The sequence below is a fragment of the Acinetobacter sp. Colony158 genome, assembly GCF_019264745.1.
GTDB classification, from domain to species: Bacteria; Pseudomonadota; Gammaproteobacteria; order Pseudomonadales; family Moraxellaceae; genus Acinetobacter; species Acinetobacter ursingii.
The window spans coordinates 887,461-898,339 of record NZ_CP078523.1 but is presented as its reverse complement, the minus strand read 5'-3'; the positions used below and the strand labels follow the sequence as shown (position 1 = coordinate 898,339).

Annotated in this window: 12 protein-coding genes and 3 tRNA genes; 9 read left to right on the top strand and 6 right to left on the bottom strand. The window is 43.7% G+C overall.

Features of this window, described 5'->3' with window-relative positions:
• Nucleotides 1-73: 73 nt before the first annotated feature.
• From tpiA to JR005_RS03500, 9 genes are all read left to right on the top strand, one after another.
• Nucleotides 74-871, top strand: a complete 798-nt coding sequence (tpiA, locus tag JR005_RS03540; RefSeq protein WP_005001192.1) for a triose-phosphate isomerase — start codon at nt 74-76, stop codon at nt 869-871.
• A gap of 9 nt (nt 872-880) precedes the next feature.
• Entirely contained in the window at nt 881-1,210 is a 330-nt protein-coding gene (gene secG, locus JR005_RS03535) for a preprotein translocase subunit SecG (RefSeq protein WP_004991669.1), read from the top strand.
• A 56-nt stretch (nt 1,211-1,266) separates the two neighbouring features.
• Nucleotides 1,267-1,351 (top strand) — tRNA-Leu (locus tag JR005_RS03530).
• A 40-nt stretch (nt 1,352-1,391) separates the two neighbouring features.
• Nucleotides 1,392-1,468 (top strand) — tRNA-Met (locus JR005_RS03525).
• A gap of 132 nt (nt 1,469-1,600) precedes the next feature.
• Nucleotides 1,601-1,677, top strand: a tRNA-Met gene (locus tag JR005_RS03520).
• A gap of 219 nt (nt 1,678-1,896) precedes the next feature.
• A complete protein-coding gene (gene rimP / locus JR005_RS03515; protein WP_004991666.1) occupies nt 1,897-2,421 on the top strand; it encodes a ribosome maturation factor RimP in 525 nt (174 codons plus the stop codon).
• 35 nt (nt 2,422-2,456) lie between these two features.
• Nucleotides 2,457-3,941: a transcription termination factor NusA gene (nusA, locus tag JR005_RS03510; protein WP_004991663.1), complete on the top strand. Its 1,485-nt coding sequence runs from the start codon at nt 2,457-2,459 to the stop codon at nt 3,939-3,941.
• A 10-nt stretch (nt 3,942-3,951) separates the two neighbouring features.
• A complete protein-coding gene (gene infB, locus JR005_RS03505) occupies nt 3,952-6,666 on the top strand; it encodes a translation initiation factor IF-2 (protein WP_125269305.1) in 2,715 nt (904 codons plus the stop codon).
• Nucleotides 6,666-7,073 carry a ribosome-binding factor A gene (locus tag JR005_RS03500; RefSeq protein WP_004991652.1) on the top strand — a complete coding sequence of 136 codons (408 nt, stop codon included), beginning with the start codon at nt 6,666-6,668 and terminating at the stop codon, nt 7,071-7,073. The genes infB and JR005_RS03500 overlap by 1 nt, the downstream gene beginning before the upstream one ends.
• Nucleotides 7,074-7,128: 55 nt before the next feature.
• Here JR005_RS03500 and JR005_RS03495 read toward each other — a convergent pair whose 3' ends face one another.
• The 6 genes from JR005_RS03495 to JR005_RS03470 form a co-directional block, all read right to left on the bottom strand.
• On the bottom strand, nt 7,129-7,539 hold the full coding sequence (locus JR005_RS03495; protein WP_004991649.1) for a Na+/H+ antiporter subunit G: 411 nt from the start codon (nt 7,537-7,539) through the stop codon (nt 7,129-7,131).
• Nucleotides 7,540-7,549: 10 nt separating this feature from the next.
• Nucleotides 7,550-7,825 (bottom strand): monovalent cation/H+ antiporter subunit F, encoded by a 276-nt coding sequence (locus tag JR005_RS03490; protein WP_004991646.1) that lies wholly within the window; start codon nt 7,823-7,825, stop codon nt 7,550-7,552.
• Nucleotides 7,822-8,352: a Na+/H+ antiporter subunit E gene (locus JR005_RS03485; RefSeq protein ID WP_004991643.1), complete on the bottom strand. Its 531-nt coding sequence runs from the start codon at nt 8,350-8,352 to the stop codon at nt 7,822-7,824. The genes JR005_RS03490 and JR005_RS03485 overlap by 4 nt, the downstream gene beginning before the upstream one ends.
• Nucleotides 8,353-8,355: 3 nt before the next feature.
• Nucleotides 8,356-10,164, bottom strand: a complete 1,809-nt coding sequence (locus JR005_RS03480) for a monovalent cation/H+ antiporter subunit D (RefSeq protein WP_004994239.1) — start codon at nt 10,162-10,164, stop codon at nt 8,356-8,358.
• On the bottom strand, nt 10,164-10,532 hold the full coding sequence (locus tag JR005_RS03475) for a Na+/H+ antiporter subunit C (protein ID WP_004991641.1): 369 nt from the start codon (nt 10,530-10,532) through the stop codon (nt 10,164-10,166). The genes JR005_RS03480 and JR005_RS03475 overlap by 1 nt, the downstream gene beginning before the upstream one ends.
• Nucleotides 10,529-10,879 (bottom strand): MnhB domain-containing protein (locus tag JR005_RS03470; protein ID WP_324064516.1); only part of this gene is annotated, 351 nt, incomplete at its 5' end. The genes JR005_RS03470 and JR005_RS03475, both read right to left, overlap by 4 nt.

The following is a 10,879-nucleotide window of genomic DNA, read 5'->3' as shown; positions in this document are numbered from 1 at the left end:
CCAAAAGAAAACATTCTAAGTTTGTCTAAAATACGTGTAGAATATGCAGCATTTTCGATAAAAGGGTAGCAGTATGTCGGGTTCGACAATTATTCCTTGGGTGGTTGGCAATTGGAAAATGAACCCAATACAATCTGATGCCACACAACTCATTCAACAACTTATCAATTTATTGGCACAATCTCCAATAGAGGCAAATGCCTGCCACATTGGAGTTGCACCTACATCGATCGCATTGGATCGTACCTTTCAAGCTTTAAATGCAGCGCCACGCGCCATTTATACTGTCGCACAGGATATTTCCCGTTTTGCAGGAATGGGAGCTTATACGGGTGAAGTCAGTGCTGAACTTTTAGTTGATAGCCAAATTCAATACGTTTTGATTGGTCATTCTGAACGTCGTGACTTGTTGGGTGATTCAGTTGAAATTTTAAAAGCCAAACTCCACAATGCACTTCAGGCAGGTATGACTGTCATTTACTGTGTGGGTGAAAGCCTTGAACAGCGTGAACAAGGCTTGGCAGAACAAGTGGTTTTACAGCAAATTTGTGATATCGCCAGTGTTGTAAATACTGAACAATGGTTAAAACAAATCGTGATTGCTTACGAGCCAATTTGGGCAATCGGTACGGGTAAAACTGCTTCACCGCAAGATGCACAAGCGATGCATGCCAAAATTCGTGAAGGTTTATCTCAGATTACCGCACATGGTGCACAGATTGCCTTGTTATATGGTGGTAGTGTTAAACCTGAGAATGCGGTAGAGTTGGCAGCTTGCCCAGATATTAATGGTGCATTGGTTGGCGGTGCATCGCTTAATGCCCAATCGTTTTATCAAATTGCTCAGGCATTTGCCCAATCAAAACAATAGGAGTTCAGCATGCATACGTTTGTGCTGGTGGTACACATTATTCTCGCCATTCTGATTATTGCACTGGTGTTGGTTCAGCATGGTAAAGGTGCAGATGCAGGTGCCTCATTTGGCGGTGGTGGTGCGGCAACAGTATTTGGTGCTTCAGGCTCGGGTAACTTTCTGACGCGTTTAACGGCTATCTGTACGGCTTTGTTTTTTATTACCAGTTTGACTCTTGCGGTTTTTGCCAAGAAACAAACCACAGAAGCCTATAGCTTACAATCTGTACAAACTGCACCAGTTCAGCAACCAACTTCGCCTGAAACTTCACCAACTGCACCTAAAACGAGTCAATAATTCAAATTAACGCTTTCTTTTTACGATTGAAGCGAATAGAATGCCTCCCACAAGCTGCGGTGGTGGTGGAATTGGTAGACACGCTACCTTGAGGTGGTAGTGCCTTCGGGCGTGGGGGTTCAAGTCCCCCCTTCCGCACCAACTTGATCCAGAAAGAAAGTTGGTGTCGCAGTGATGTTGATGCGGGATGGAGCAGTCTGGTAGCTCGTCGGGCTCATAACCCGAAGGTCGTTGGTTCAAATCCAGCTCCCGCTACCACTTTTTTTAAAGTGTATTGAAACTTGTTAAATTTAGCTTCATTACATCTTTAAATGACTAAGGGTAACAACTTAGTCAGCAATTATTGAAATTGACTTTTTCTAATAATTGTATATAATGTTTGCACGTTGATGCGGGATGGAGCAGTCTGGTAGCTCGTCGGGCTCATAACCCGAAGGTCGTTGGTTCAAATCCAGCTCCCGCTACCAAGTTTCTAAGAGGGCTCACAAATAGGTGGGCCTTTTTGCACAGTGAGCTATAGTTTTCTGTGTAAAATATAGGGGCGATTTAACGCCCTTTTTTATTGGCTATCGTGTAGCGGTGACACAAGACATAAGATGTCGTAAAGGTGAAATAGTCATGCTTCACTATAGATTAGTCTGAATTGGCTATGTGCCAATTGAACCGCGCGAGAATGACGAGAGTAAATGAAGCTATCAAATAAAACTCAAGCACTGCATGATTTAATTGCACCCGCAGTGCAAGCCTGCAATGTTGATCTATGGGGAATTGAATTTATTCCTCAAGGGAAGCGTTCCTTACTGCGTATCTATATCGATAAAGCGATCGATGATAATGCTGAACCAGTCATCAATGAAGAGGGTGAGCTGGAACAGGGTCGTGGAATTGGTGTACAAGACTGTGTGCTGGTCACCCAACAAGTCGGCGCAATGTTAGATGTTCATGATCCAATTTCTGGTGAATATGCACTTGAAGTATCATCTCCAGGTTGGGATCGTCCGTTTTTTCAGCTTGAACAAATGCCTGCATATCTTGGGCAGCAAGTTGCATTACGACTGATTACTGCGGTTGAAAATCGTCGTAAGTTCCAGGCAAAATTGCTCAGCGTTGATCTTGAAAATGAAGTCATTCAAGTGGAAGTTGAAGGCAACCATGTGCTTGAAATTGATAGTCATAATATTGATAAAGCAAATTTGATCTATCAGGACTAAATTCATTTAAATTTATAAGAATCTGTAGGTGACTTATGAGCCGTGAAATTCTTACCGTTGTTGAAACGGTTAGTAATGAAAAAGGTGTTAGTCGTGAAGCGATCTTCGAAGCATTAGAACAGGCACTGGTTGCTGCAACGAAGAAGAAATTTTACGAAGGCACACACTCTGAAGAAGCACAGTTACGTGTTGAAATTGACCGTAAGACTGGCGATTATCGTACTTTCCGTCAATGGGAAGTCGTTGCTGATGAAGATCATGAAATGCCAGCCTGTCAGGATGCGATTTCTGATGTGGATCCTGCACAATGGTCCATTGGTGATATTCGTGAACTTGAGGTTGAATCGATCGAGTTTGGTCGTATCGCAGCGCAGATTGCCAAGCAAGTCATTGTCCAGAAAATTCGTGAAGCTGAACGTGCTTTGGTGGCAGATGCCTATGAAGCCAAAGTTGGTGAATTGATCTATGGTGAAGTGAAAAAGCAAACCAAAGACGGTTTTATCATTGATTTGGGTGATAATGCAGAAGCGTATTTGGCACGTGAAGAAATGATTCCTAAAGAATTACTTCGTCCTAAGCAGCGTATGAATGCGATTTTATATAATGTCAACCGTGAAGGTCGTGGCGCGCAATTGTTATTGTCGCGTGCGAAACCTGAAATGCTGATTGCTTTGATGAAAAAGGAAATTCCAGAAATTTCTGAAGAAATCATCGAAATTAAAGCAGCAGCGCGTCAGCCAGGTGTGCGTGCTAAAATTGCTGTAAAAACTAATGATCACCGTATTGATCCAGTCGGTGCTTGTATTGGTATGCGTGGTACGCGTATTCAGGCAGTACAGTCGGAGCTCAATGGTGAGCGCATCGATGTTGTGGTGTGGTCGGATGATCCAGCACAGTATATTGCTAGTGCTTTAGAGCCTGCTGATGTATCAGGGATTGTACTGGATGAAGATGCACGTAGTGCTGATATCATTTTTGCAACCAATGATCAATTGGCGCGTGCGATTGGTTCTCAAGGACAAAACGTACGTTTGGCATCTGAATTGACGGGTTATAAACTCGACATGATGCTAGAAGATGAATACCGTGCACGTCAGCAAAATGAAGCACAGCAATATCTGGATATGTTTGTAGAACGTCTGGATATTGAAGAAGATTTGGCAATGGCATTGGTTGAAATGGGCTTTACTTCACTTGAAGAAATTGCCTATGTACCAGCTGAAACTTTTGACGAAATTGAACTTGATGCAGATTTGGTTGAGTTATTACAAAGTCGTGCAAAAGAAGCTGCATTAACAGATGCATTAAAACAGCAAGAAAATATTCAGGAACCAAGTGCAGAACTTCTGGAAATGGAAGGAATGACTCAGGAGCTTGCTTATGCCCTTGCAGCGCGTGGTGTGATTACAGTCGATGATTTGGCCGATCAGGCAACCGACGATATCTCTGATATTGACGGGCTTGGTGATGAAAAAGCGGGTCAGCTCATTATGAAAGCACGCGAATCATGGTTTAACTAAGGAGTAGCGTATGACAGACAAAACGATTCAAGACTTGGCTCAAACAGTTGGTCGTCCTGTCGACAAGCTTCTAGAACAGGTTCGTGAAGCAGGTCTACCACAGCGTAACGCAAATGACACTATTACCACTGAGCAACAAGATACGCTTGTGAACCATTTGAAAAAGGTACACGGTCAGGATGCCAGTGGCGCAGGAAAAATCACGTTGAAACGTAAAACAACCAGTACAGCGAAAGTCGCGAGTACTTCAGGTAAGGCAAAAACGATTAATGTAGAAGTTCGTAAGAAACATACGTTTACCAAGCCAAACCCTGAACAGATTGCAGCAGAAGCGAAAGCGCGTGTTGATGCGGAAGCGAAAGTGCGTACTGATGAAAAAGTAAGCCAGCAAACTGCGCAGCAGCCTCAAGTAAAAGCTGAAAACAAAGCACAAGCCACATTGGATGCAATGCGCGCTGCTCAGAAAAAAGAAACAGTAAAAGCGGAAACTTCGACCACAGAAGTTGTGGTGAAGCGTCGTTCAACCAATAAGCCGATTAAGCCGATTGTTGTAAAACCAACAGAAACGCCTGAACAGAAAAAAGCGCGTGAAGCTGAGTCTGCGAAGTTGAAAGCAACGGAAGAAGCAGTTCGTCGTAAAGCAGCTGAAGAAGCGCAACAGCGTACACTTGAGCAAATGCGTCAAATGGCATCGAAATATTCAAATGATGATGCAACGACGACCATTCGTGTGATTGATGATTCACCTTTGGCTGCTGGACTTGTCGGTCAAGCATACGAAGATTCTTTCAATAAAGAAGACCGTGAAATCAAACGTGGTGGTGCTACTGCAAATCCACGTGCGGGTAAAAAAGGCGGTCGTGGTGGTGATGCACAAGCGGAACAAAGCTTTAGCAAAAGCCATCATAAGCGCGGCTTAAAAACCAGTCAGGCGAATAAACACGGTTTTGAAAAACCTGTTAAAAAGCAAATTTATGATGTTGAGATTGGTGAAAAAATCGTTGTTGCTGATTTAGCACAAAAGATGGCGATTAAAGTTCGCGAAGTGATTAAGACCCTCATGAAAATGGGTGAGCTTGTGACTCAAAACCAAGCGATTGATCAAGATACTGCGGTACTCGTGGTCGAGGAAATGGGACATAACCCTGTTTTGGTTTCTGATACACAAGCCGAAGATAACTTACTTGTCGCTGCTGAAGAAGCACGTGGTGAGCAAACCACTCGTCCTCCAGTCGTCACAATCATGGGTCACGTTGACCACGGTAAGACGTCATTACTGGATCGTATCCGTCGCTCTAAAGTAGCAGCAGGCGAAGCAGGTGGTATTACTCAGCATATTGGTGCATATCACGTTGAGACCGATAAAGGAATTATTACTTTCCTTGATACACCGGGACACGCAGCATTTACTGCGATGCGTTCACGTGGTGCTAAAGCAACGGATATCGTGGTATTGGTGGTTGCGGCGGATGATGGTGTGATGCCACAAACAGCAGAAGCCATTGACCATGCACGTGCAGCGGGTACACCGATTATTGTTGCTATCAACAAGATGGATAAAGAATCGGCTGACCCAGATCGCGTATTGAATGAATTAACAACTAAGCAGATCGTACCTGAACAATGGGGCGGTGATGTTCCAATCGCGATGGTTTCGGCACACTCGGGTCAAGGCATCGATGAATTACTTGACTTAATCTTGATTCAAGCTGAATTGATGGAATTGAAAGCATCAAGCGAAGGCGCGGCTCAAGGTGTGGTGATTGAAGCACGTGTTGATAAAGGTCGTGGTGCAGTGACTTCGATTCTGGTACAAAACGGTACATTGAATATTGGTGATCTTGTTCTTGCAGGTTCATCTTATGGTCGTGTACGTGCCATGTCGGATGAAAATGGTCAACCAATTAAATCGGCAGGGCCATCGATTCCAGTCGAAATTTTAGGTTTACCCGATGCGCCAATGGCAGGTGACGAAGTTCTTGTTGTCAATGACGAGAAAAAAGCACGTGAAGTGGCAGATGCTCGTGCAGACCGTGAGCGTCAAAAACGGATTGATCGTCAAAGTGCGATGCGTCTTGAAAACATTATGGCCTCTATGGGCAAAAAAGATGTACCAGCAGTCAATGTCATCTTAAAAGCAGATGTTCGCGGTACGTTAGAAGCCTTGACCGTTGCTTTGGATGAGCTTTCAACTGAAGAAGTGAAAGTACGTGTGATTAGTTCAGGTGTCGGTGCAATCACTGAATCTGATGTCACACTGGCTGAATCATCAGAAGCAGTATTGCTCGGATTTAACGTCCGTGCTGATACGACTGCGCGTCAGAAGAGCGATCAAGATGGTATCGACATTCGTTACTACAGCATCATTTATGAATTGATTGATGATGTGAAGAATGCGATGAGCGGTAAGCTTGCGCCTGAACATCGTGAAACGATTCTGGGTGTGGCTCAGGTTCGTGAAGTGTTCCGTTCAAGTAAGTTCGGTGCTGCTGCGGGCTGTATGGTGATGGAAGGTGTCATTCACCGTAACAAACCAATCCGTGTCCTTCGTGATGACGTAGTGGTCTTCCAGGGTGAGCTTGAATCGTTACGTCGCTATAAAGATGTAGTAGATGAAGTTCGCGCAGGCATGGAATGTGGTCTTGCGGTTAAAGGTTATAATGACATCAAACCACTCGATAAGATCGAAGTGTATGATGTTCAAATGGTGAAACGGAGTCTTTAATGGCGGGTGGACAACGCTTGAAACGCATGGCGGATTCGGTACAACGTGAGTTGTCAGAGTTAATCCGTCAAGAGTTGAAAGATCCGCGTCTGGGTGGTCTGGTGACCATCTCAGGCGTTAAGGTGAGTCCAGATTTGGGATACGCAGATGTTTATGTCACTGTGATGGGACGTGAACTGGCAGATGACCAAAATGAAATCGCTCATCAGGAAACGCTAGATATTTTAAATAAAGCGTCTGGATTTTTGCGTCAGGAACTCAGTCGTCGTATTAAAACGCGTATTACACCGCGTTTGCGTTTTCATTATGACAAGACCAATGCCTATGGCAACTATATGTTTGGTCTGATTGAGAAAGCAGTACAGGATTTGCCTGAGCATAAAAAAGAAGATGATTCAGAGCAGTAAATCTGAATACATAAAAAATGCCACCTTCGGGTGGCATTTTTTATGATATTAAATTTTACTCTTTCGGTGGCTCTGAATGAGAGTCCAGCGTACTATTTCTTCTACGATTTAAAAAGGAATAACGATCCCACGGTAAAGGACGATTGAGGGCTTCGGGGACTTCACCACTCATGGAACGTAAACGTAAATGCAATGCAGCTTGTGCCATCAAATTTGCTGAAACTGGTGCAGTGATAAACGCCAGCAAGGTAATTAACAATTCTGAAAAACCAAACCGCCCATGAAATGCTGAATAAATAATGGAGGCCAACAAGAAGCTACCCAAACCGAGTGTACTGGATTTCGTCGGCGCATGTAGGCGCATAAATAAGTCTGGAAGTCGAATCATACCGATGCCACCGACTAACATGAAGAATGCACCGACCAACAGAAAGAATGAAACTAGAATTTCCATAATCAATTGCATGAGCATCTCCTTAATCGATCACATGACCCGTAGTGAAATAACGTGCCAACGCTGCGGTGGATACAAAACCGAGCATGGCGATCAAAAGCGCCCCTTCAAATAAATTGGTACTGGTCCAGTAAATCCCCAAAACGACGACCAAACAGGTCGCATTGAGAAATAGAGTATCTAAGGCCAGCAATCGATCTACAATTGATGGGCCGATTACAAGTCGAATCAGACAGAGAAACATTGAAATGGTAATGGCGACCATACAAATGCCCAAAGCGTAAGGTAAGATGATCATGCTTCTCCTCCTTTATCAGCTTTTACATCAAAAATAGCCATCAATGGCGCTTCATAACGAGACTTGATGTCCTGAATATCCATTTCTTCATTATCAGTACTGAGTGAATGAACCAAAATATCGCCACGTTCCTGATCGATGCCCGCAGACACTGTACCGGGTGTGGTGGTAATAATCATCGCCAAGATACTATTGACCTGTTCATGTTGGGTTTCCAAAGGTACACGATACCATTTAGGGTGTAACCGATCTGTAGGCCCGAGTACCAATTTGGCGACACGAATATTGGAAACAACAATATCCCAAAGCACCACAAAAAACAGATGAATCGCTTGTCTCCAGTGAATGTGCGGGGTACGGGTAATAAAGGGCTGTACCAAACGTGGAATCAGAATTGCCAGAATAACGGCAATCAGAATGTTGTCAGCTGAAACGCTATGTGCCAGCATGATCCAGCTCAAACCCACAATGACAGAAACCAACGGATGAGGAAACCAGCGTTCCAGTAAAGCACTCTTTTTTTTCATTTTTTAAGGCTCCATCGGTTTGAGTTGGCTTTCATTTGGTACGATATCTTGATCCTTTTGTTCTTGCTCAATTTGACGTTTCTTATATTCTGAAATGTGCTCGCCTTCTAGCGTATCATCAGATATGACATCAGGGATATAATGCGCATATGGATCAATCGTTTCACCGCCGTATTTAGTTTCAGGCACATAGCTTGGATCATAAGGTTGCACACTAATCACCTGCCCAAAACGATCTTTGCTCAAAATAGAATTTGTATAAAGGGCATGATCCTGAATTTGTGCGGCTGTACTTAAGCTATAAGAATAGATCGAAGGTGCACAAATAACATAAATGATTAAGCCTGTTAGGAGTGCATAAATAGTCAAATCGTTACGGGCAGGGGCATGATCAGGTAATTTTTGATAGGCAATAAAAGCAGGTTCTTTTTCATTCTCCTCTGGTGCAGTTGAGCGCCAGAATAAAACAAAACCAACGCGGGTTAAGGCTATAATACTCAGCAAACTGACAATCAGAATAATCGCAATCATCCATGCCTGATAAGATTGATCATGGGTCGCTTGTAAAATAAAAACTTTACCGAGAAAACCACTAAAGGGAGGTAAACCTGCCATCATCATGGCAATAATAAAATAAACCATCGCTACAGTTTTGCCCTGTTTCATTCTTGGCGCAACTTTGAGATGATCCTTGAAACTGCCACGTTGTGAGGTGATCCAGCCACAGAGTAGATAAAACGCAGCGGCTATCAGGGTGCTATGGACTAAATAATATAATGCGGCGGCCCATGCTTGGGTATTGAACATGGAAATTGCAATGATGATTGTCCCGATGGATGACAGCACCATAAAACCGACGAAGCGGCGTAAACGATCTGCCCCAATTGCCCCAATCACGCCATATAACGAAGTGACTAAGCCAATGATCAACAGCCAATGTTTTAAAATATTCTGCGCCAATACATCATCAAAGACGGTGCCATTTACCCTTAAGATCGCGTAAATACCGACTTTGGTCATGATGGTAAAAATAGCAGCAACAGGTGTGGTAGCAACAGCATAGGTTTTGGGTAACCATAAACCCACAGGCAAGATTGCAGCTTTGATGCCGAAGACGACAAATAACAACATCCCACCTGCAATCGCGAGTTTGTGTTGGTCAGGCTCAAGTGTCGGCAATAGGCGTGATACATCAGCCATGTTGAGACTACCCACACTGCCATAAATCATACCCAGACCGATCAAAAAAATCGCTGAAGCCAGTAAATTGATAGTGACGTAATGAATGCCGAGTTGGAAACGCGCTTTACCTTGTGTATGTAGTAGCAACACATAGGAAGCCATCAATAACACTTCAAAGAATACAAATAGGTTAAATAAATCACCAGTTAAAAAGGCACCGCAGATTCCCATGAGTAGAAAATGAAACATGGCATGGAAATAACGACCGCGGGTATCCCATTCCTTGCTCGCAAACCAGAGTACAGGAACGGCCAGTACATAGGTTAAGAGCAGCATAAAAGCAGAAAGTTGATCGAGTACTAATACAATGCCAAACGGCGCAGACCATTCACCCAGTTGATAAACCGTAATTTGACCTGTATGGGCAATAAAAAAATAACTGATTGCGGTGGCAAGACCCAATAAAACAGAAATGAGACTGATGGCTCTGCGCCACGGTTGTCGACGATCAGTTTCTAAAGCACCATAACCGGGATTGCCTAAAATGATGAGAATAAAAGCAGTAAACGCAGGAATCAGAATACTAAAAATAGGTGCGTGCATGTTCCAGAAATTGATAAAGTCAATCATCAAGGTTCATCCTCACGCGGGTCATAGTTTAGGGCTGGGTCTTCTTTGGAATCCACATGATCTGTACCTGATTCATAACGACTACGAATTGCAAGCTGTACGATAAATGCTGTTGTGGCGAAACCAATGACAATCGCTGTTAAGACTAAAGCTTGTGGCAAAGGATCGGTCGTTTTAACCGTTTCGGTCAAAATCGCAGGTGCATTCATCTGAATACGTCCCATTGCAAATAAAAACAGATTGACTGCATAGCCAATCATGGCAAGCCCGAGTACCACAGGAAAAGTTCTGGCACGTAAAATTAAATAGATCCCCGACGCGACAAGTAGGCCAATCGCGGAAGCAAGTAGGAACTCCAGACTAATCATGACGTATCTCCTTCACGTGGAACAGGGCCAGACATGGATGAATGACGTGAATCACCAAGTACCGAAATTAACAGCATGGTTGCACCCACCACTGTGACATAGACCCCGACATCAAACAGTGCCGCTGAGGCAAGGTGTGCTTTTCCTATCACTGGAATATCGACATAGATGTGTGCACTGGTTAAGAAAGGACGTGACCAATACCATGCAGCCATGCCTGAAAGACCAGCAATGAGCAAACCAATTCCGATCCAAAGTTCATACAAACGTCCAGACTTGGCTTTTAGCATCTGTTCAGCTTGATCTTGACCTTGTGCAATATATTGAATAATCAATGCCATCGAAGT

What these genes read in the sequence shown, in the direction of transcription:
- tpiA (WP_005001192.1), top strand. Translation starts at nt 74, where the DNA reads ATGTCGGGTTCGACAATTATTCCTTGGGTGGTTGGCAATTGGAAAATG.
- secG (WP_004991669.1), top strand. Translation starts at nt 881, where the DNA reads ATGCATACGTTTGTGCTGGTGGTACACATTATTCTCGCCATTCTGATT.
- rimP (WP_004991666.1), top strand. Translation starts at nt 1,897, where the DNA reads ATGAAGCTATCAAATAAAACTCAAGCACTGCATGATTTAATTGCACCC.
- nusA (WP_004991663.1), top strand. Translation starts at nt 2,457, where the DNA reads ATGAGCCGTGAAATTCTTACCGTTGTTGAAACGGTTAGTAATGAAAAA.
- infB (WP_125269305.1), top strand. Translation starts at nt 3,952, where the DNA reads ATGACAGACAAAACGATTCAAGACTTGGCTCAAACAGTTGGTCGTCCT.
- JR005_RS03500 (WP_004991652.1), top strand. Translation starts at nt 6,666, where the DNA reads ATGGCGGGTGGACAACGCTTGAAACGCATGGCGGATTCGGTACAACGT.
- JR005_RS03495 (WP_004991649.1), bottom strand. Translation starts at nt 7,539, where the DNA reads ATGCAATTGATTATGGAAATTCTAGTTTCATTCTTTCTGTTGGTCGGT.
- JR005_RS03490 (WP_004991646.1), bottom strand. Translation starts at nt 7,825, where the DNA reads ATGATCATCTTACCTTACGCTTTGGGCATTTGTATGGTCGCCATTACC.
- JR005_RS03485 (WP_004991643.1), bottom strand. Translation starts at nt 8,352, where the DNA reads ATGAAAAAAAAGAGTGCTTTACTGGAACGCTGGTTTCCTCATCCGTTG.
- JR005_RS03480 (WP_004994239.1), bottom strand. Translation starts at nt 10,164, where the DNA reads ATGATTGACTTTATCAATTTCTGGAACATGCACGCACCTATTTTTAGT.
- JR005_RS03475 (WP_004991641.1), bottom strand. Translation starts at nt 10,532, where the DNA reads ATGATTAGTCTGGAGTTCCTACTTGCTTCCGCGATTGGCCTACTTGTC.